Below are 20,964 nucleotides of genomic sequence, written 5' to 3' on the forward strand. Positions count from 1 at the left end.
GAGCGTCTTGCTGGCCTGCGGCCGGGCCGATTACCGGATGACGACCGTGCGTATCTCCCATGGGCCGAGGGCGAGTTCGAGCCCGTCCGCGACCAGTGTCGACTCGGAAATCGGCTGGCCGAGCAGGTCGACCGTGGTGGCCTGCGTGAACGCGCCGGTCACGCGGACGGTCGCTCCCGCATCGTTCATCGCGACCAGCCGCATCTCGGTACCGGCACCTCGATCGCCGTCGGCGATACGGCGGATACTCGAGACGAAGACGTCCTTGCCGGCGACTTGCACGCCGGTCGCGTCGGGCGGCAGGTGACGCCCGGCGGGTGCGGTCCCGCGGGCAACCCATACGTCGTTACGGAACTCCTCGGCGAGAGCGACCGCGTTCGCCTCCTGCCAGCCGGTTGCCGAGGGCAGGACGGCGAAACGGTTCTCGATCCGCATCCCGAGATCCTGCGCGCCCGGTGCGGGGATCTCGCTCGCTGCGGGCTCGTCCCTGAGCGGATGGATGTTGACGCTGATCGAGCCGATCGCCCGCAGCAGAGTGATCGCGAGTTCGCGGCCGTCGTCGATGAGTTCGTACTCACTGCAGTGGTCGAGCAGGACGTTCGCGTCGCCTGCCGACACGAACGAACTCGCAGGAAAGGTCGGGATCGGATATTCGCCCCAGCCGCCCTCGGCGGTGAGTCCGCGCTCGGTGACGGCGAACTGCCCGGCGGATGCGGACCCGACAGCAGGCGTGGGCAGCGGCACATGAAAGCGCAGCCGATGGTCGGCGGACTGGTTCAGGAACGAGATGGCCACGCGCACGAACGGCTCACCTGCGCGCACCTCCACGAGGGTTTGCACCGGGGTCGGCACGGTCTGGCGGCTGCGCACATCGCGGTCCGAGGAGAGCGCGGCGGGCCACTCGTAGACGCGGGTGACCCTCATCCGGGAACGCAGCGAACCGTTCTCGAGGAGTTCGACGGTGACCTCTGTCGGTTCCGACACGAGCGCATCCTGCGCCGGAGGGGCGTAGTTGTAGCTGTCGCCGCGGTCACCGCCATCGACGAGGCGGCCCACTTGGTGCAGCACGGTGCCGTCGGCCCCGGTCACGTCCAGGGTGCCGTCGGCCGCGATGGCGACCTCGACCAGCCCGTTCGACAGCGCGTGGATGGTCGCCGTCACGGGTGTGATCGTCGTCGACGGCTCGGGAGCCCGGTCGCTCGGTGCCACCCGGAAACTTGCCAGCCCGCAGGCGGGAACGTGCACGGGCACCAGCGCGGTGGCCCGGGCTTCCTCCAGCGTCAGCACACGCCACCGGCCCGGATGCGCGGCGGCCGCGGCGGCGACCTCGCGACGCAGGATCAGCAGGTCGAACGGCCCGCTGGTCGGCACTTCGGCGAGGTGGAAGACGAGCGAGCCCGGGGTGAGCTCGTAGCGGTCGATCAGACGGCCGAACAGCTCGCGCCGGTGGATGCGGCGCAGCACGCGTTCGAGCTGCGAGGCGTCGATGTGCTCGTCGCTGAGCACGGTGGGGGCTTCGGAGACCAGCTGCACGGGATGTGCCGAACCGTCGGCGGCGGTCGCCACCAGAGCGCTTCCCTCGGGTGGGGCCACGACATCCACCTCGACCAGTGCCATGCGCGGGCACGGCAGCGGGTTGGCGACCAGGTAGCCGTCGCTCGGCACCCGGGCGGCCGGCTCGGCGAGTGCTGCGTCCCGGACCGCACGCGCGGTCTGCGCGGCTTCGGCGAGCCGTGCTTCGACCTGGTCGCAGGTCTCGTCGGTGCCGGAGCCGACCACCGAATCGTGCGCGGTCGACTCGATGATCTTGTGCCAGGCGAGCGAGAGGAAGGGCGCGTCGTCGCGCTGGGACCACAGGGCGTTCACCCGCTCGGCATGGTCGATGGTGCGCTCGGCGATGGCCATGCGCTGCTTGAGCCCGAGCCGCACGGAGAGTACGCCCGGGAGGATGTTGCCGCGCACGTGGCTGCGCAGCTCACCGGTGACCACGGCGGACACCTCATCGCGCACATGCTTGCGGATGTACTCGTCGAGCGTGGCGATGGTGATGGCGCGCTCTGTGCCGGACGCACGCCGCAGCCAGGACGCGAGATGCGGGTCGGGCGCGCTGTGGTCGGTGCCGGCCATGGCCAGCACCGGGTCACCACCCCACCGCTCCTTGGTCATCTGCGCGTACTCGCCGAGCGCGCGGCCGATCTGGTCGGGCACCAGCAGGACGTCGAGGCCGTTGTCGTAGCCGTCGAAGAGGAACTCGGTGCGTACTTCGGAGCCGTCGGGAGCGCGCCACCGGAAGGCATGACCGTCGACGGAGCCGGGCACACCGCGCCACAGCGCCGCGTGCTCGATTCCGGCGCGCGCAAGGATCTGCGGCATCTGCGCGATGTGGCCGAACATGTCCGGGAGATAGCCGATGGGCATCGCGCCGCCGAGTCCCGCCGCGGCCGCCCACCCCATCTGCAGGTTGCGCACGATGGTCTCACCGGAGCAGAGGAACTCATCGAGCAGGATGAGCCAGGGGCCGATGGCGAGCCGGCCGTCGGTGACCAGGGCCGCGACGCGATCGCGGTTCTCCGGCCGCATCTCCAGGTAGTCCTCGATCGCGGCCATCTGCCCGTCGACGGTGAACCTGAAGTCCGGGTTCTCCTCGGCCGTGGCCAGCACGGTGTCGAGGGCGGCGACCAGCCGGTGCCGAAACACCTGGAAGGGCTCGTACCACTCCCGGTCCCAGTGGAAATGGGGAACGAAGACAGCGGAGTTCTGCATGACGACAGGGACCTTCTGTGCTGGCGGGGGAGAGGCGGAGAACGCAGAGCGGCGGTATGCGGTCACTTGAGGGAGCCGGCGGCGAGCCCGGTGCGCCAGAACCGCTGGAGGAGGATGAACACGATGATCACGGGCACGATCGACACCAGCGAGCCGGTGATCACGGACTCCTGCAGGAGCGGGGCACGGGCGGTCTGACCGTTCCACTCGTAGAGGCCGAGCGTGACGGGGAAGAGTGACTCCTTCTGCAACATCACCATCGGCAGGAAGAAGTTGTTCCAGATGGCGACGAACTGGAACAGGAAAATCGTCACCAGCGCCGGCGTCATCAGCTTGAACGCCACCGAGAAGAATGTGCGGAACTCGCCGGCGCCGTCCAGGCGCGCCGACTCGATGAGCTCCTGGGGGACGGCGGCGTTGGCGAAGATGCGCGCGAGGTAGACGCCGAACGGGCTGACGATGCTGGGCAGGAACACCGCGAGGTAGGTGTTGACGATGCCGGTCGCCGAGAACAGCAGGAACAGCGGGAGCGCGAGGGCGGTGGTGGGAACGAGGACGCCGCCGAGGATGACGGAGAACAAGAACTCGCGCCCCCGGAAGGGGAATTTGGCCAGTGCGTACCCGCACAGCGCGGAGATCAGGGTTCCGGCGGCCGCGCCCAGCACCGCGTAGATGACGGTGTTGAGGGCCCACCGGCCGAAGATGCCGTCGCTGCGGGTGAACAGGATGCGCAGGTTCTCGAGCAGGTTGAAGTGCGAGAAGGCCAGTCCGTTGGTGGAGGCGAGAGCGCCCTGCGGTTTCGTGGCCGCGACGATCAGGAAGTAGATCGGCAGCAGGAAGTAGATCGCCAGGAGGAACATCACGGCCATGGCGGCCGTGCGGCTGAGGCGGCTTTCACGGTTCACGGAAGGGGTGCTCACAGTCCGGCCTTCTTCGAGGTCAGTCGCATGAACCCGAAGCTCAAGACGAAGGTGATGACGGCAATGACCACGGAGATCGCCGCTGCCTGCTGGTAGTTGTTCCCGGAGGCCACCGCATAGGCGAGCATGTTCGGCGTGAACGTGCTCGAGATGTTGGAGGAGATCTGGCGCAGCACGGCCGGCTCGGCGTAGAGCTGCAGGGTGCCGATGATCGAGAACACGGTGGTGAGGACGATCGACGGGGCGATGATCGGGACCTTGATCCGCCACGCAGTGGCCCAGTTGCTCGCGCCGTCGAGCTTGGCCGCCTCGTACAGCTCCTGCGGGATCGACTGCAGGGCCGCATACATGATCAGCATGTTGTAGCCGGTCCACAGCCAGGTGGAGACGTTCGCCGCCGACCACAGCACCGCGCCCGGGCCGAGGAAGTCCGGCTGCAGGCCGATGTCATTGAGCAGGTCGACGACGGGGCTGAGCTGCGGCGAGTAGAGGTACGACCACATGATCGCGGCGATCACGCCGGGCACGGCGTACGGCATGAACGCCGTGATGCGGAAGAACGGCTTGATCTTCAGCAGGGGAGTGTCGAGCAGCAGCGCCATGATCAGCGCGACGAACAGCATGACCGGCACCTGCACGATGCCGAACAGTGCGATGCGTCCGATGCTGGACCAGAACTCCGTGTTCTCCAGCACCTTTTCGTACTGCTCGAATCCGCCGAACGTCGTGTACGACGTGCCGTACTGGCCTCCGGTGCGGCGCACGGCGCGGAAGCTCTGCCAGAGCGCGTAGCAGATCGGCACCAGGTAGAACAGCACGAACGGCAGGAAGAACGGGGTCAGGAACGCGGCGATGGTGCCCGCGCGGGGGCCGCCGCCATGGAGACGGCGGCGCCCCCCGCGTGACGCCCTCACGCGGGTTGCGGGAGTTGCCCGGGTTGCGGTGTCGGCCATGCTGCGATCACTTGCCCGCGGTAGCCGGGATCGCCTGGTCCTTCATCGACTTCAGTGCGGTCCTCTGGGCGGCCGACAGCGCATCGGCGAGCGTTCCGTCGCCGGCGGCCGCCTTGGCCATCGCGTCCTGAAGCGCCAGGTTCACCGTCTTCTGGGTGGGACCCCAGGCGAAGCTGGTGTCGATGTCCTTGGACGAGGCGGCGAAGACGTCGAAGATCTTCTCGTTGTTGTAGTACGGAACACCCTTCGACAGCGCGGGAAGCTGCAGCCCGGCGTTGGCCGCGGGGTAGAGCCCGCCCAGCTCGTTCTCCAGTGCGAGGGCCTCAGGGTCGGTGTTCAGCCAGGTGTTGAACTTCACCGACTCGTACAGGCGCTTGCCGCCCTTCATGAACGCGACGGTCGAGCCGCCCCAGTCACCGGACGCGCCGTTCGAGCCCCACGTCGGCATCGGGACGATCGTCCACTTGCCGGCCTGCTTGGGCAGGTTGTCGCGGAACATGCTGTAGCCCCAGGCGGCGCCGACGTAGCTGGCGATCTGGTCCTTCTGGTACGCGGCGTACATCTGCGTCGAACCGTTGGCCAGGTCGGTGCGCACGAGCTTGCCGGAGATCAGCTTCTGCCAGTACTCCGCAACCTGCTTGCTCTGCTCCGACTCGACGGTGACGTGCCACTTGTCGCCGGAGTAGCTGTACATCTCGGCGCTGTTCTGCCAGAGGAGCCCGTTGAACCACTCGGCGTTGTTCGGGTCGAAGAACGTGATGGTGAGACCGGAGTCCGCCTTGTGCAGCTTCTGCGCGGCCGCCGCGTACTCGTCCCAGGTCTTGGGGATCGCGATGTCGTGCTTCTTGAAGATGTCGCTGCGCACGTAGAGCGCCATCGGGCCGGTGTCCTGCGGGAGGGCGAACACGCCGGTGCCGCCGAAGCTGGTCTGCGACCAGGTCCACGGCACGAACTTCGACTTGGCCGCGGTGGCCGCCGAGCAGGCCGAGGCGTCGACGAAGGCGTTCTGGGAGCGCAGGTTGGGGAGCTCGTCGTATCCGACCTGCGCGAGGTCCGGCGCCTTGCCCGCCTTGAGGGCGTTGCCGAGAGTGCCGTACTGGTCGTTGGAGATGTTCTTCGTCTCCACCTGGATGTTCGGGTTCTTCTTGTTCCACAGGGCGACGACTTTGTCCATGCCCGGAACGGTGTTCCAGTACTGGAGAGTGACCTTCCCCTTGGCGGGCGCGCAGGAGGCTGCGGACGCCTTGCCTGACGGAGCGGGCGACGAGCACCCGGCGAGTACGGCGATACTGGCGGCCGCGGCGGCGACGGCGAGACGAGTGCGCGTGACTGTGTTGCTCATATCTTCCGTTCCAGAGAACGACTAGCGGCGGGTGCTAGGCGGGTCGACGATGACACCTCAGGCGGATGCCTTCTGGTTGGAATAAGAGGCCGTGAGCGCTCCCGTGAGCGCTCACGGGAGCGCTCACGGGAGTATGGTGGTGGAGCGATTCGGAGTCTGCGCTCCGGTACAGCGGAGTGTCAAGGCTCTCGAGTCACGCACGAGCCCGACAGGCGAGGTGGCCTCATGCAATGCCTCGGGTTTTGGCTCATGGAAGTCGGCAGCCCTTCGGCCGACTTCTGCCCGGTCGAGATCATCAAGCGCCCGCCCGTAAGGTCGCACCATGGCTTCAGCCCGGGGCATACTCGGTGTCCCTGCGACGCGCCCGCGTCGACACATACGCGGAGGTGAGTGATGGCGTCGTCGGGGACCGGCACCCGAAGGGTGACGATCGACGATGTGGCCCGCAGCGCCGGAGTGTCCCGGCAAACCGTGTCGCGGGCGCTCAACGACAAGGGCGAGATCGATATCTCCACCAAGCAGCGCGTCCTTGATGCCGCCCTCGCGCTGGGATACCGGCCGAGCCGGTTCGCCAGGGGACTCGTCCGGCAGGACACGATCAGCGTCGGGCTCGTGATCCCCGATCTGCTCAACCCGTTCTTCACCGAAGTCGCCGCTGCCGCGCTGGACGCGGCGCGGGCACGTGGCTGGCACGTTGTCGTGTACGACACCGGTGACCGCATCGAGGAAGAGCGGGGCACGCTCGAGGTGATCGCCTCGCAGGTGGATGCCGTCGTGGGATACCTGAGCCAACCGGAGGACCAGATCGACAAACTGACCCGGGGGCTCCCCGTGGTGCTCATCGACCGGGAGCACCACGTCGAGCGGTTCAGTGCGATCCGCATCGATGGCGAGGAGGGCGTCCACGCTGCGATCAGGCATCTGGTCGAGTCGGGGCACCAGCGCATCGGCATGCTTGATCACGCCGCCCGGTCCGAGTCGAGCATCCGCCACGACTGGTTCGTCGGCGCGATGAACGCCTGCGGACTGGACGCCGGATCGGTGAGCCGCGCAGACCAGAGCGTTGAGGGCGGGGAGAACGCACTCAAGGAACTACTCGTCGCTCATCCCGACGTGACCGCCGTGTTCACGTTCAACGACATCATCGCCATCGGAGCATTGCGTGCCGCGCGCCGGCTCGGACGGCAGATTCCCCGAGACCTTGCCGTGATCGGTTTCGACGGCCTCCAGCTCGGAAGGCTGGTCGAGCCGCCGCTGTCCACCGTTGCCCTGGACACCCGAGGGCTCGGTGCGCTCGCCGTCGAACAGGCCGCCCGGATGCTGACCCGAAGCACTCCGCTCAGTCGCGACGAACTGGTGGTCACAGCAGAGCTGCAGCTGCGGGAATCGGCATAGGCGCCGCCAAGACGTCGCCGCCGGCGCCCTGACTCGATGCAACGGGCTCAGCTGCGGATCATGCCGTCGCCATGGCGTCGTCTCGGGGGCCAGTTGCCGGTCGCCGACCATCGCAGCCCATCCTGCGAGCCGCTGACCCCGCCGACGTCGGCCAGGTGAGGGCATACGACGGGCGACAGTTGGCGTTGTCGGTGTGATCCGGTCTGCGTTCCGCCGGCCCTCACTCCACACGCTCATCAAGGAGTACACCAGGGTTGAGGATGTGGTGAGGGTCGAGGGCACGTTTGGCGGCGTGCAGGGCGAGAGCGAAGGGTTGGGGGCGCTGGCGGTCGTAGGCGGGGCGGTGATCGTGGCCAACGGCGTGGTGGTGGGTGATGGTGGCTCGGTAGCGGTGGAGGACGTCGCTCGCGACGGTCTTGAGGTGGTCCCAGACAGCGACTTCGTCGCCGGGGCGGCCGGCCGCGAGCACGGTGAAGTAGGGGGCGGCGCCGCGTCTGGCGGAGCAGCTCGCCGGTTCCTGCTCGCTGCGACCGGGCGGCCTTCTGCGATCCGGTGCATGCCGGATCCCGAGCTGCTGGAACGGATCGCGGCGCGGCGTACGGCACGGGGCGAACTCGAAGAACAGCTGGCCCAGCAGCTGGCGGAGGTGCGGGGCGAGCGGGACGAACTCGCCTTGGCCGAACGCGTCCTTGAGCGGATGAGCAAGCAACTCGCCCACGAGCGCGTCCCGGCCGCGCCGACGGCCGGGCAGGTGGGTGGACTGGCGGTGATGCCGGTCCCGCAGGCGTGACGGGTGCGGAGGAGGTCACGCTCCCGCCGGAATACCAGCGCATCCTCGCCGCCGTGCGGAAGACCGCCGGGCCGGTCATGGCGCGGCAGGTCGGCGAGGTGCCGGGAGTGGATGTCAGGGTCCGGGCCAAGCTGGATCCGCTGCGGGGAAAGCTGGTCAGGCGGTCACCCGCGGCCGGCTGCGGAAACTGCTCGATGGCCGGTTCACCACTCGTCTGTGACCTGGGACGCCCCCGCCTTGATGGCGCCTGCTGGAACCCGGCCGCCAATTGGTCTGGAGTCCCTCGGAGTTGCTCGAGTTGGCTCCCCGCCCGGAGCTACCGGCAAAAACCTGTGGGGCAAGATCTTCAAGGTGGCGGTGGGGATCGGGGGTTTCGGGTCGCTTGGCCGGCTTGCCGTCGCTTGTCTGCTGCCGTGGGACTCAAGGCGGGATCGGAAGCGTGCGAGCAAAGTCCGGCGGAAGAAACCCGGAACGGCAGGCATAGATCGTCTGTGGCCCGCGCGTCCTTGTGAGCGTTAGAGAACGGGAGGGCCCATGGACCCGCAGGACCACGAGAGATTCCGGGACTTCGTCGACGTTCGGTGGAGCGCGCTGCTGCGCCTGGCGAACTTGCTCACCGGCGGCGACCGGCACGAGGCCGAGGATCTTGTGCAGATCGCTCTGATGAAGGCGCTGGGTCGCTGGCGGCATATCGACGACCCGGAGGGCTACGTGCGCAAGGTGATGTACCGGCACCAGATCAGCCGCTGGCGGCTGCGTCGTCCGCACCGCGAGGCGACGTTCGCCGCGCCGCCGGAGGATCTCGGCGTCGCTGACGGCACGTCCGCCGCCGATCTACGGATCACGGTAGGCCAGGCGCTCGCCCGGCTGACCCCGCGGCAGCGCACGATGCTCGTACTGCGCTATTTCGAAGACCTGTCCGAGACAGAGGTGGCGAGCGCCCTGGGCTGCTCGGTGGGCACAGTGCGCAGCACCACCCATCGATCGCTGGCCCGGCTGCGCAGTCTCGCACCGGAGCTGGGTGCCCCGGCTCAGGCCGCCGCCCCAAGCATCAACTCGCCGAAGGGAGCCCACACATGAACGCCGACCAGCTGGACCGCGCGATCCGGGACGTCCTGCACAGGTGGACCCCCGACAACACCAGCGCTCCCGCGAACATCGCCGACCGCATCGTGCGCCGCCGCCGACGGCGGACCCTCGTGCGCGCCACCGGCGCGGCCCTCGGCCTCACCGGTATTGCCTTCGGCGCGGTCCTTGTCACCAATACGGGCGGCGACAACGGGGCGCAGCCGCCGGCTTCGCGGGTAAGCAAGCAGAGCAAGCTGCTGTGGCAGACCACGTTGCCCGGCAAGTCCTGGGACGCCTGCACCACCGGTCCTGGTGCCGTCTACTGCCGGGGGGTGAAGTACGACGGCATCGGCGTGGACGCCCGTACCGGCAAGGTCGTGTGGCAGCAGAAGGCCAAGGACGTCAACGGCGGCAGTTCTCCGGCAGGATCGCTGCCCGGCGTCCGCGACGGGGTGCTGTACACCTACGCCGATCACGCCCCGGGGGCGCCCAGAGCCGGAACCGACCTCGTCGCCCTCGATATCGGCAGTCGGCGGGTGCTGTGGAAGCACGAGTTGGCCGACGACAGCCGCAACCGGGCCTCTGCCGTGCTGTTCGACGGCGGGATCCTCGCCAATGCCCCGACCTTCAAGAGCGTGGTCGCGCTGGACGACAAGACGGGCCGGACGCTGTGGACGTACTCGTGGAAGCAGGCCGATTGCGACCGGGCCACAATCGGTGGCGTCCCGTACCTGATGTGCTCGCCGGACAGCGAGAAAGCCCCGCAACGCAGCACGGTCGTCCGGTTGGACCCGGCGACCGGCAAGCCCCGGACGGTGGCAACCGTCAAGGGTCCGACGGCCTACCTCGGCTCGGACGGGGATGCCGTGCTGCTGGGCGGTATTGCCGGCGGACAGAGGTTCTCCAGCGACCCCGGGCCCGCCACCCTGACCCGCGTCGACCTCAGCTCGGGCAAGGTGTCGCAACACCGCGTCGACGGCCCGCCGATGGGCGTGGTCGCGGACGGCATCGTCCTGGCGCCCGGCCGGAACGGGAGCGCCGTCGCATACTCGGCCGACAGCGGCAAGCGCCTGTGGTCGCGCGACCTCGGGCTGAAACTGCGCAAGGACTCGCGCGACCCCATGATGAGGGAACTGGCCTCTGCCGCCGCGGTCGATCTTGGTAGCCGGGTGGCGTACTACCTCGATCCGTCCGGGCATCTGGTGGGCCTCGACCTGGACAGCGGTGCGGTGCGCTGGCGCGGTCGGGTACACGTGCCGAAGAGCCCGGCGGAGGGAGGTATCGCTCCGGAGCTGATGGTCTACGATCACGGCCTCATCGGCCAGATCGGCGGCGAGCTCTTCCGGATCAAGCCCGTGCTGCCCAAGGCGGGTTCGTAGCCAGGGGCGGGAGGAGGCCGCGCGGGCCCCGGCGGGGGAACCCGGGTCCCGCGCCCGCCGCGGAGTGCGGCCGGCGGGGACGACGGTTCAGCGCCGGGGCCCAGGCTGGGGTCCTGCTCGATTCGTCTGTCTCGCAAGCGGGGGTGCCGCGGCGCAGCGGTACGCTCCGCCGCGCGCAGGCCATTCGGTGTCGGCACTGTTCGAAGAAGGTGTAGGTGCATGTAGGTGCACCAGCCGTGGCCGAGGTCGAAGTGCCACCGGGGCTCGCTCGCCGTTGGCGGCGGGGCCGGAGGTTCGGCGTACTCGTTGGTCTTGCGGTCGGGCATCGGCGGCTGGGCAGGCCGGACGGCCTGCGATACCGCGATGGCCTGGCCGAGCGAGGGACCGACTTCCAGGTGGACCTGCCGGAGCTTCCGGGCCAGGAGCGACTCGATCTCCCCTGCCGCATCCCGCGGGACATCGGTCCACGGCTGGGCAAGCCGATGCTGATGGATCCGGAGGGCGATGACAGCGATCCCGTACCCGGGTTCGCTGTTCAAGCCGATCGTGTCGTGCGCCCGGCGCTCGTCAGGGCTTGCGGCCGATGAAGGCGAGCAAGCGAGTCTGGACGTCGGCACCCTCCGGCACCTCGACCCGCGGTCCGTACTGCCCGCTCGCACGGAGCACGTCGTCGAGCGGCAGCATCCCCTCGAGCAACTGGGCGCATTTGGCGGGATCGAGGTGTTCGCTCTGGCCGGTGGCCCGTGCGAGGTCCCAGGTATGCATGAAGACGTCGGCGGTGTAGAACTGGTCGACCGCCTGGTCCAGTGGGATCTCTCCGATGTGCGGGTTCGACAGCAGCTTGTGTTTGGTGGCGGGATCGTCGAGGAGGGCCTGCACCCCGTCGCGGTGCTTCGCCCAGGCGGCCACCGGGTCGTCGTCCACCGATGGTCCTTTCGGCAGTTCGACTCCGGCGCCGGCTTTCAGGAAGTCGGGGAACCACTCGACGAGGTGACGGACGACGTCCCGGGCGGCCCACCCCTCGCACGGTGCCGGGTTGTCCCATGCCTCTGGATCCGTGCCGTGTACGCGGTCGGTGAACGCGCGTGCCACGGTGCGATGCTCATCGGCTGCTGTTCTCGCCATCATCAAGATCCCGTCTCGGTGTGTCGGTCGGCTCTGTCGCCGCGTTGGCCGCCGAGCAGCTCGTCAAGCCGCTCGTGGCCTTCGCGGACGCCGTAGTCCATGCCGCTCCTGAGCATCGAGTCGCGGGCTTCGATGGAGTCCATGAGCGACTTGCCGGTGACACGGGTGCGACCACCGAGGTCCTCGAACACGGCCGTCTCCAGGCTGACGCCGTCCGGAAAGGCTTCGTAGGTGAAGGTCTGCACGATGCGCTCGTTGGGGCGCACCTCGTGGAACACACCGTGGAAGCCGTACTCGGTTCCGTCGTCGCCGCGATGGACATAGCGATAGGAGCCACCCGTGCGCGCGTCGTACTGGTCGATCTCCATCGTGAGCCGACGCGGGCCGAGCCATTGGATGACCAGATCGGGGTCGGTGTACGCCCGGAACACGCGCTCCGGCGGAGCGTCGAACTCCCGGATGATCAGGATGGTGGGCAGGTCCGGGTCGGCCACGATCCGCGTCTCGTTGCGGTGGTGTGCGTCGGTGGTGCTCATGATGCCGCCTCTTTTGTCGGGGTGCCTGTCGCCGGCCGCTCGCCCATCTGTTCAAGGAGGGCATCGAGGCGGCGGTAACGGTCCTCCGCCTCACGCCGATAGCGTTCGATCCACTTCGTCATCAGGTCAAAGACCTCTGCCTCGAGGTGGCAGGGCCGCCGTTGGGCTACTCTGCTGCGACTGACGAGACCGGCGTCCTCCAGGACCTTGATGTGCTTGGACACGGCCTGCACCGTGACGTCGTAGGGCTCGGCCAGTTCGTTGACCGTGGCGTCCCCTGCGGCGAGCCGGGCCACGATGTCGCGTCTAGTGGGGTCGGCCAGTGCGGAGAACACCAGCGACAGTCGGCCGTCGGTCACGTCTCACCTCGCATATTCAACCGATTGGTTAAATACCCTAGGTTCGAGGTTCCGGGTTGTCAACCAATCGGTTGAATAGCGGCGGGGCGTCCTCGATCACCTGTCGGTGATCGCGTCACCGGGCCCCGACGCGGCGACCGGTCGGGGAGCAACGGTTCGATCCACGCCGACTGGGCATCCGTCAGCGGCACATCCACGCAACCCTCAGACAATTTCCAAAGACGCGATCCAGGCACCGCCCCGGACGTGTCACGAGGCGCGCGGCAGCGCGAGCCAGTCCTGCCAGGTAATGTCGCGGCCCAGACAACGGGGCTGCTGGAAGGGCCAGTCGGCGGCGATCCACTGCGGCACCAGCGCGTCGAGCGCGCGCTCCACTTCGCCGCCGACGAGGTCGTCCACCACCCACCAGGAGACCTCTCCGTCGGAGCCGGTGCGCTCAGGCGGGTCGATGTAGACGCAGCCGAGGATCACCGTCTCCTCCTCGTCCAACAGCGCGTAGTTGAACGACTGGTGCGCGGCTATCTCCTTCTCGTGCCGCAGCAAGTCGATGCGGTCCGCTTCGTAAGTCATCGTCTCCTTGGGCCAAGCCCAAGCCGGGCCGAAGATCTCCCACAAGCGCTCTCGGGAGCCCATGACGGCGGGGTAGTCGAGCGTGGTGTCCGCCTCCCGGATCGGCCGCAGGTGAAGCGCGGTGTCGGGCACGGGTACGTAGACGGGGTGGACGAAGTCGTCAGGCAGCCAACTCACAAGGGCTGAGGCTACAACCGGTCGGCGCGGGATGATCGAGGCGGACGCGGGCTGGCAGGACACCCAGTCATCGGTAGGTGCCTCGGCGCCGACGGGCCATTCGATCAGCAGTCAGCAGTCAGCAGTCAGCAGTCGGCAGTCGGCAGTCCGGCACGTCACCCGCCATTGAGCCGGGCGTTATTGGGCGGTGCGGCACCCCCGGCCACGGCCTTCACTGGTCGGTCAGACGGTCCAGGAGGGTGGTGACTTCCTGGCGGACGACGTCCCGAGCCGTGGTGTGAAGTGAACCGAGCTCCGTGCCCTGCAGGGCGTGGAGGACTTGCTCGGCGTCGGTGTCGTAGGCGGTGCCGGCGCTGAGTACCTCGTAGCCGTCGCGGACGGCGACACGGAGGCGGTTGCCTGCGTCGCCGTCGGCGTGCACGGCGCAGGCGACGACGAGGGGCGGCTCTTCACCCGCCTCTGCGGACAGCTTGCGGTAGCCGCTGGCGATCGGTTCGCGCCAGCGGAGGCTGAGCAGGAGATGGCGCTTCGCCACAACCTCGGCCAGATCGGTCTCGTAGACGGTGTGCGGTTCGAGCACGGTGCACCGGGCGTCCAGCACGAGGGCCGGGGGCAGCAGGCAGCGCAGTGTGCTGCCCACGAGGTTGCCGCCGACCGTGGCCGTCCGGCGCACCGCTCCCGTCCCCACCGAGGCCGCCGCCCGGCGAAGCACTTCCGCTACGGGGCCTCCGACCTGATGCAGCATCACAGCCGAACCCAGCACCTCACGTCCGATGACGTTGGCCTCCGGCACTTCACGCAATGACACGGCCTGCTCAGGAAAGCCGTCCCGTTGCCAGGCGGCCCACACCAGGGTGGCGCCGCCGATGGGCACCGCCCCTTCGGCGAGGCACTCCTGCGCTTCGGACACGGACGTGGGGAGACGCAACAGCACGGGAGCCGACCTGCTTTCCTCGAACGCTGGCCACGAGTGCCACGATGTCTCAGCCATGTGGCCGCCGACATGGCGCATTCTGCCCACGCACGCGGGGGCGCATACAGGGCTCACCACTTCCCACCATGCGCCCCTCGAGAACGCGAACACCCTCACCGTCGCGGCGACGGCAAGGGCGTGTCCGACGGGTCGGAGTCGGCGACTCCAGGCTCCGTCGCGTCCGCTCTCCTGATGCTGCCATCACACCCAGGCGTCCCCTGCCCCGTTCCCCGCCGACTGAGTGTGCTGGAGGTTAGCCCTACCACGACTTGACCGGGTAGCACGATCGTCCCGCGCGCTCGCATCCCGAGACGCCGGGTCCGGCATAGGCAGCCGGTTTCCCAATGAATCCGTAGGAGTTCACTCGTGCGTGAGCAGGCATGGCAGAGGTTTCGTTCGTCCGGGCGGCGGAGTGGTCGGCGCAGAGTCGTGCCGGCCGCGGCCGCGGTGGCCCTCGGCGTCATGACGATGAGCGCCCTGACGCCGCCCGCGGCGTTTTGCCGACGCCAGGCCGGACTCCGTCCAGAAGGACCTGAACACGCTGGTGCACACCGACGGCGTGCCTGCCGCGCTGGCGAGCGTCCAGGGCCGTGACGGCCGCATCCGTACCTACGGCAGGGCCCGAGAAGCGCTGGTGAGAACTCTGTGGAAGCGGTGTCGGCGGGGCCGCTTATGCTGCACCGGACGATCACGCGGGACCAGGGGAGGGCGCAGCATGTTCGGCAAACTGTTCGGCAGGGGTGGGGCGAGACCGGAGGCGGATTCGCACGCCCTTCCCGTCCCGCGCAGGCAGAAGAACGGCATGTACACGCTGCGCGCGCTGGGGGATGACCGGGTGCTCGCGCTGGTGGAGGCGGCCGACGCTGGTGACTGGGAGGCGGTCAAGGCGGCGCTGGCCCCATTCGATGTCGGCCGAGACCACCAAGTCCTGGGTGAGCTGGCCGACTTGGACGGTGTGCAGGATTGGATCGGCCGGGCCGTCGAGGAGGACAAGGAGCACCGGGCGACGGCCCTGCTGATATCCGGGACGCGCCACGTCAGTTGGGGCTGGGAGGCGCGTACCACCGCGCTTGCCGTGAATGTCACGCAGGAGCAGTGGCGGGTCTTCCGTGAGCGGCTCCACATCGCCGAGGAGCAGTTGCTCGAGGCCGCCGAGTTGCGGCCGGAATGGGTCACGCCGTGGCGCCGCCTCCTCACCTCCGGCCGCGGTATGTCGTTGGGCCCCGCCGTGAACGAGGCGCGGCTCGACGCCGCCCTGCGCCGTGACCCGTTGGACCTGGAGACCCACGTCGAGTGGGTGTCGCAGTTGCAGCCCCGCTGGGGCGGTGAGCCCGGCCAGGCCCTGGCGTTCGCCCGCGACGCGCTCGCCCGGGCCCCGCAGGGGCACCGCCTGGGTTGCGTGGTCGCTATGGCGCACATTGAGGACTGGGTCGAGTCGGACGGTGAGGACTGCCTCCAAACCTCCGAGATCCAGGCCGAATTGCGCAACGCGGCCGACCACAGCATCCTCCACCCCGCCTATGCGCGTCGCCCGGGCTGGCAGCACGACTTCAACATGTTCGCCATGGCCTTGTCGCTGGCCGGTGAGCGCCACACGGTCCGGCGGGTCTTCCAAACGCTCGACGGCGCCTACACCAGATGGCCCTGGACCTACTTCGCGGAGCCCGAGAAGCAGTTCGCCCGCCACCACCGCCGCGCCTGAGCGCACGCCGATCCCTGGTCCCGCCCGCCACCGTCGCCCCTCCCAGGACTGCCCGATGACTCTGCCCGACACCGCCGCGAACCCGGCCGGCGCCGACCGCACCTTCCAGGTGGATCTGCGCGGCCTCGTCGATCTCCTCTCCCATCACCTCTACTCCAGCCCCCGTGTCTATCTGCGCGAACTCCTGCAGAACGCGGTGGACGCGCTGACCGCCCGGCACGGTCTCGACCCGGCTGCCCCCGCCGACGCCCTCGGCATCCGCCTGTACGCCGACGGTTCGGTGGTACGCGTCGAGGACGACGGCGTCGGTCTCACCGAGGCCGACGTGCACACCTTCCTCGCCACGATCGGCCGCAGCAGCAAGCGCGCCATGGGGGTCCCCTCGGACGAGCCCATTCGAGGCTGGGGGCGGATCGCCGAGCAACGCGGCGACTTCATCGGCCAGTTCGGAATCGGCTTGCTCTCCTGCTTCCTGGTCGCGGACGAGATCCACGTCCTGAGCCGCTCCGCGCGCACCCCCGACGCCCCCGCCGTGGAATGGCGGGGCCGCGGCGACGGCATCTACACCGTTCGCACCCTGCCGGCCTCCGCCCGCCCCCGGCCCGGCACCACCGTCACGCTGACGCCGCGCGCCGACGCGGGCGAGTGGACCCGGCCGACGCAGGTGCACTCGCTGGCCCGGCACTTCGGCTCACTGCTGCGCCACCCGGTGACCTTCGACGACGGCACGGGCGGCCCGGGCGCGTCCGTCAACGCCGAGCCCGCACCCTGGGCGCGTACGCACCCCACGCCGGGAGCCCGCTCCCGTGCGTTGGCCGCGTACGGCGAGGAGGTCTTCGGGTTCACGCCGCTGGACACCATCGAGCTGGACCTGCCGGCCGTGGGACTGAAGGGCATCGCGTGCGTGCTGCCCGAGGCGGTACCGGCCGGGCGCCGCCATGGCCACCGCGTGCACGTCAAGGGCATGCTGCTGTCCGAGCAGGCCGAGGAGATCCTGCCCGAGTGGGCGTTCTTCGTCCGCTGCGTCGTCGACGCCGAGAGCCTGCGCCCGACGGCGTCCCGTGAGTCCCTGTACGAGGACGACACCCTCGCCGCCGTCCGCGACGCCCTCGCCGAGCGGCTGCGCGCGTGGATCGCCCGGGCCGCCGCCAGCGACCCGGACCTGCTCGCCCGCTTCCTCCAGGTCCACCACCTGGCCGTGAAGTCGCTGGCGGTGCACGACGACGAGATCCTGCGGATGCTGCTGCCCTGGCTGCCGTTCGAGACCACCGACGGGCATGCCACCCTCGACGAGTTCGCGCGCACCCACCGCACCGTGCTCGTGACGTCGAGCGTGGAAGAGTTCCGGCAGGTCGCCGCGATCGCCTCCGCCGCCGGGCTCGGCGTCGTCAACGGCGGCTACACGTACGACCGTGAACTGGTCCACCGGCTGCCCGAGATCAGGCCCGAGAACACCGTCGCCGACCTCGACCCAGCGACCCTCACCGCCCATCTCGACCCGGTCGACCGGGAGACGGAACTGGCCGCCGCGGCCTATCTCGCCCTGGCCCGCGACGCCCTCGCCGTCTTCGACTGCGACGTCGCGCTGCGCGCCTTCCAGCCCGCCTCCGCGCCTGCCCTCCTCGTCGACAGCCGCGAGGCCCGGCACGAGCGCACCCGCTCCCAGCTCGCCCGTGAGCAGGAAGGCGGCCTGTGGGGCGACATCCTCGGCGCCCTGCGCCAGGAGGCCCCGCGGGCCCAGCTGATCCTCAACCAGCTCAACCCGCTGGTCCGCACCGCCGTCATCATCGACGAGCCGGAACTGGCCCGCACCAGCGCCGAAGCCCTCTACGGGCAGGCCGCGATGCTGTCCCGGCGCCCGCTGCGGCCCGCCGAATCGAGCCTCATCAACCGCTCCTTCCTCGACCTCCTCGCCCACGCCCTCCGCAAGGACAGCTGACGATGCCGACCGCACCCCAGACCACCGACGAGCTCTTCCAGGCCCTGAGCGAGAACGACCGGCGCCCGTACGGACGCACCCGGACCGTCACGGCCGAGGAACTCGTCGACGCCGCCGAGCAGTTCGGGGAGCCGGAGCCGCTCGCGTACGCCCTCCTGGAACTCCAGGAGGCCTACACCTACGGCGCCGAACCGCGGAAGTCGCCCGTCGTCTTCGCGCGACTGCTGAACCTCTTCGACGAGCAGCCCGACGTCTTCGACGAGCGCCTGCGCCACATGCTCTTCTGGCGGTTCAAGTGGGTGGCCAACGCGCTGCGCGCGCTGCCGGAGGTGCCGCTGGAGAGCCTGCGCCAGTGGCTGACGGAGATGCGCGACCGGTACGTGAAGGCCGACCTCGATCTCCAGCCGTACTACGGCCAGGCGTACCAGCTGGCCGCCCACGTCGGTGAGGACACCGCCCTCGCGTACGAACTGTGGGCCGGCCGCACCCGCAGCCGGCTCAGCGACTGCGAGGCCTGCGAGATCTGCGAGCGCGCCCTGTGCCACCTCGCGTCGGGCGACGACGAGCGGGCGCTGCGCACGTGGGAGCCCGTCCTGGCCGGGAAGGAATCCTGCCAGGAGGAGCCCGCCCGCTCCGTCTCGTACGCGCTGCTGCCGCTGCTGCGCACGGGCGACGCCGACCGGGCCCGGGAACTGCACCTCACCGGGTACCGCGCCTGCCGCCGCAATCCCTCGATGTCCGGAGAGGTCGGCCGGCACCTGGAGTTCTGCGCGCTGACCGGCAACGAGGCCCGCGGCCTGGAACTGCTCGCCGAGAACCGGAGCCTGTTCGAGGAGGTGGACTCGCCGCAGGACCTGTTCGACTTCCTCACCGGCGTGGAGGTCCTCCTCCAGCGCGTCGAGCTCCTCGGCCACGGCGAACTGCCCGCCGCCGGATACGCGGGCCGGACCTGGACGGTGGCCGGTCTGCGCGCCGAGGTGCGGGACCGTGCCGACGACCTCGCGGCCCGCTTCGACGCCCGCAACGGCACCACGGCCCACACCGACCGCCGCAGGGCCCGCCTCGACCGTGCCCCACTCCTGGACGCGCTGGAACTGACCCTGCGCACCCGCAGCCTCGACGACGTGGCTCCGGCCGCCCCGGTTGCCGCGCCCGCCGCCCGTACGGCCGCCGCCGTCCCCGACTCGCTGCCCGAACTCATCCTCCAGGCACGGGCGTTGGACGAGCAGGGGCACCCTGACGCACAGGCCTGCTGGGCGCGGCTGCGCACGCTCGTCGCCGCCCGCGACTACACCCACCCTGACGACCCGGCCGTGGGCCCGCTCGTACAGCTGCGCGCGGACCTGCTGGACAACGAAGCGAGCCGCGCGGGCCACAAGGACGAGTTCGCCGTCGCCGCCGACCTCCACGAGGAGGCCGCCGGCCTGTACGACGACGCCGGAATGCCGGCTCACGCGGCGCTCGCCCACGCCTGCGCCCTGCTCGCCACTGCCGAAATCCCCGCGGCGGAGGGTGCCCACGCAGCCGAGACGAAGGCCGCCGCGCTGACCACCACTCACGCGTCCATGGCCCGCCTGCACGAGGAGACGGCCGGCCTCGCCCCGTACCAAGAGGCCCGCCTCCTGCAGCTGCGGGCGACCGTACTCGGCCTGCGCCTGCAGACGTCGGGGAGCGAAGAGCACGTCGCGCCGGTCCTCGCCGAGGTGGAGCTGCTGCATGCGTTCGCCACCCGGCACGACATCGCCGGGCAGATCTCCGGCGCCCTGCTGCTGCGGGCCAGCACCCACGCCCTCTCCGGCGATCTGCCCACCGCGGTCAGCGAGATCGACGGCCTACTCGACCGGCTGAAGGTGCATGGCCCCGCCTGGCACGTGCCCCGCACGCTCGGACTGCGTGGCCGGCTCCAGCTCGGCCTCCAGGACGCGCAGGCGGCGCACGCGGACCTGGCCGAAGGTCTGCGACTGGCCGCCGACTGGCCGGCCGACGCGGTCAACACCGGCCGCTTCCACAGTGATCTGGCCGAGGCCTGCATGCACCTGGGCCGCCCCGACGAGGCACTGCGGCACCTGACGCGCTCGGCGGAGCTGGACCTTCGCCGCGGCAGCCGGACAGACGCGTTCTGCACCTACAGCAACGCGGCCCAGCTCAGCCTGGACCTGGGCCGCATCGAGGACTGCATCGCTCTGCTCGACTCCCTCCTGGCCGAACCGGACGTTGCCGCCAAAGAGCTGGACGACCGACTCATCGCTCAGCTGCGCCTTACCCGCGCCCGCGCCCTGCACGCGGGGGAGGATCTCAAGGCCGCCACGACGGAGTTCGTCGCCCTCGCGGCCGAGTCGGCCGGCTGGGACGACGACGCGGGGAGCCACGCCATGATCGCCGCGGAGACGGCCGTACTCCTCGGCGAGTCCGGCGAGTTCGAACGAGCCCGCGAGGCTGCGGACCAGGCACTCGCCGCCCACGCCCGGGCCCCGCGCTACGAGCACCTCAGCAACTGCCTACGCGAACTCGCCCGCCTCCAGGCCCAGCAACAGGGCTCCGACGGCCTCCCCGCCGCGCTCGCCCACCTCGCCGACGCCGGCCGGATCGCCGACGAGGCCCGCGCCGCCGACTACGAGGCCCGCGGCCGCTCACTGGACACCGCCCTGGCCTACGAACACGGGCGGGTCAACGCCTACGCCGGTGAGTACGAGGACGCCCTGTCCGCCCTGGAGAAGGACTTCGCCCTGCTCGGCGAGCCGGGACCCGAGCAGGACCACGCCGGCGAGTGGGCCGAGTGCGTCCGCCTCGCGGGTGCCGTGGAGGGCATCTACCTCAAACGCCCCGCCCCCGCCCTCACTCGCCTCGACGCGGCAATCTCCCGCCTGACCGCACTGGGCCACACAGAGGAGACCGAGCCGCTGACCTCCTTGGCGGCCCGGCTGCGCGACGAGGAGTGACGCGGGCCCCGGTGCCGAGGCTCCAACTCGCCCT

Annotated in this window: 16 protein-coding genes and 1 pseudogene; 7 read left to right on the forward strand and 10 right to left on the reverse strand. The window is 69.7% G+C overall.

What is annotated here, in order from left to right; translation table 11 throughout:
• Positions 1-30: 30 nt before the first annotated feature.
• The 4 genes from ACIBK0_RS38365 to ACIBK0_RS38380 all read right to left on the reverse strand — a co-directional run bounded on the left by ACIBK0_RS38365 (position 31) and on the right by ACIBK0_RS38380 (position 5,978).
• Entirely contained in the window at positions 31-2,763 is a 2,733-nt protein-coding gene (locus ACIBK0_RS38365; RefSeq protein WP_399090446.1) for an alpha-mannosidase, read from the reverse strand.
• Positions 2,764-2,825: 62 nt separating this feature from the next.
• Positions 2,826-3,683, reverse strand: coding sequence for a carbohydrate ABC transporter permease (locus ACIBK0_RS38370; protein WP_399090449.1), 858 nt, complete (start codon positions 3,681-3,683; stop codon positions 2,826-2,828).
• Positions 3,680-4,636: a carbohydrate ABC transporter permease gene (locus ACIBK0_RS38375; RefSeq protein ID WP_399090452.1), complete on the reverse strand. Its 957-nt coding sequence runs from the start codon at positions 4,634-4,636 to the stop codon at positions 3,680-3,682. The genes ACIBK0_RS38370 and ACIBK0_RS38375 overlap by 4 nt, the downstream gene beginning before the upstream one ends.
• 7 nt (positions 4,637-4,643) lie before the next feature.
• Complete coding sequence (locus ACIBK0_RS38380; protein ID WP_399090455.1) at positions 4,644-5,978, reverse strand: ABC transporter substrate-binding protein; 1,335 nt, start codon at positions 5,976-5,978, stop codon at positions 4,644-4,646.
• Between the two features lie 393 nt (positions 5,979-6,371).
• Between ACIBK0_RS38380 and ACIBK0_RS38385 the strand changes: the two genes are divergently transcribed.
• Entirely contained in the window at positions 6,372-7,373 is a 1,002-nt protein-coding gene (locus ACIBK0_RS38385; protein ID WP_399090458.1) for a LacI family DNA-binding transcriptional regulator, read from the forward strand.
• Between the two features lie 220 nt (positions 7,374-7,593).
• On the opposite strand, the pseudogene ACIBK0_RS38390 reads toward ACIBK0_RS38385, so the two are convergent.
• Positions 7,594-7,863: pseudogene (locus ACIBK0_RS38390) on the reverse strand (FAD-linked oxidase C-terminal domain-containing protein); the annotation flags it as partial.
• 66 nt (positions 7,864-7,929) lie between these two features.
• On the opposite strand from ACIBK0_RS38390, the gene ACIBK0_RS38395 reads away from it, so the two are divergent.
• From ACIBK0_RS38395 to ACIBK0_RS38405, 3 genes are all read left to right on the forward strand, one after another.
• On the forward strand, positions 7,930-8,163 hold the full coding sequence (locus ACIBK0_RS38395; protein ID WP_399090461.1) for a hypothetical protein: 234 nt from the start codon (positions 7,930-7,932) through the stop codon (positions 8,161-8,163).
• A gap of 534 nt (positions 8,164-8,697) precedes the next feature.
• Positions 8,698-9,243, forward strand: a complete 546-nt coding sequence (locus ACIBK0_RS38400) for a SigE family RNA polymerase sigma factor (protein ID WP_399090464.1) — start codon at positions 8,698-8,700, stop codon at positions 9,241-9,243.
• Positions 9,240-10,610 (forward strand): PQQ-binding-like beta-propeller repeat protein, encoded by a 1,371-nt coding sequence (locus ACIBK0_RS38405; RefSeq protein WP_399090467.1) that lies wholly within the window; start codon positions 9,240-9,242, stop codon positions 10,608-10,610. The genes ACIBK0_RS38400 and ACIBK0_RS38405 overlap by 4 nt, the downstream gene beginning before the upstream one ends.
• 567 nt (positions 10,611-11,177) lie before the next feature.
• Here ACIBK0_RS38405 and ACIBK0_RS38410 read toward each other — a convergent pair.
• The 5 genes from ACIBK0_RS38410 to ACIBK0_RS38430 form a co-directional block, all read right to left on the reverse strand.
• Positions 11,178-11,702 carry a TIGR03086 family metal-binding protein gene (locus ACIBK0_RS38410; RefSeq protein WP_399090470.1) on the reverse strand — a complete coding sequence of 175 codons (525 nt, stop codon included), beginning with the start codon at positions 11,700-11,702 and terminating at the stop codon, positions 11,178-11,180.
• Between the two features lie 35 nt (positions 11,703-11,737).
• The gene (locus ACIBK0_RS38415) at positions 11,738-12,271 is read right to left on the reverse strand and encodes an SRPBCC family protein (RefSeq protein ID WP_399090473.1); all 534 of its coding nucleotides are present in this window, start codon (positions 12,269-12,271) and stop codon (positions 11,738-11,740) included.
• Complete coding sequence (locus tag ACIBK0_RS38420; protein ID WP_399090476.1) at positions 12,268-12,630, reverse strand: ArsR/SmtB family transcription factor; 363 nt, start codon at positions 12,628-12,630, stop codon at positions 12,268-12,270. The genes ACIBK0_RS38415 and ACIBK0_RS38420 overlap by 4 nt, the downstream gene beginning before the upstream one ends.
• 249 nt (positions 12,631-12,879) lie before the next feature.
• The gene (locus ACIBK0_RS38425; protein ID WP_399090479.1) at positions 12,880-13,377 is read right to left on the reverse strand and encodes an N-acetyltransferase; all 498 of its coding nucleotides are present in this window, start codon (positions 13,375-13,377) and stop codon (positions 12,880-12,882) included.
• A 211-nt stretch (positions 13,378-13,588) separates the two neighbouring features.
• On the reverse strand, positions 13,589-14,311 hold the full coding sequence (locus tag ACIBK0_RS38430; protein ID WP_399090482.1) for an FAD binding domain-containing protein: 723 nt from the start codon (positions 14,309-14,311) through the stop codon (positions 13,589-13,591).
• A 754-nt stretch (positions 14,312-15,065) separates the two neighbouring features.
• Here ACIBK0_RS38430 and ACIBK0_RS38435 point away from each other — a divergent pair.
• The 3 genes from ACIBK0_RS38435 to ACIBK0_RS38445 are packed head-to-tail and all read left to right on the forward strand — an operon-like array spanning position 15,066 to position 20,930.
• Positions 15,066-16,052, forward strand: coding sequence for a hypothetical protein (locus ACIBK0_RS38435; RefSeq protein ID WP_399090485.1), 987 nt, complete (start codon positions 15,066-15,068; stop codon positions 16,050-16,052).
• 55 nt (positions 16,053-16,107) lie between these two features.
• A complete protein-coding gene (locus ACIBK0_RS38440; RefSeq protein WP_399090489.1) occupies positions 16,108-17,991 on the forward strand; it encodes an HSP90 family protein in 1,884 nt (627 codons plus the stop codon).
• 2 nt (positions 17,992-17,993) lie between these two features.
• On the forward strand, positions 17,994-20,930 hold the full coding sequence (locus tag ACIBK0_RS38445; protein WP_399090494.1) for a hypothetical protein: 2,937 nt from the start codon (positions 17,994-17,996) through the stop codon (positions 20,928-20,930).
• The last annotated feature ends 34 nt before the right edge of the window (positions 20,931-20,964 follow it).

Origin of the sequence: Streptomyces sp. NPDC050564 (assembly GCF_044457265.1) — a bacterium.
Taxonomy (GTDB): domain Bacteria; phylum Actinomycetota; class Actinomycetes; order Streptomycetales; family Streptomycetaceae; genus Streptomyces.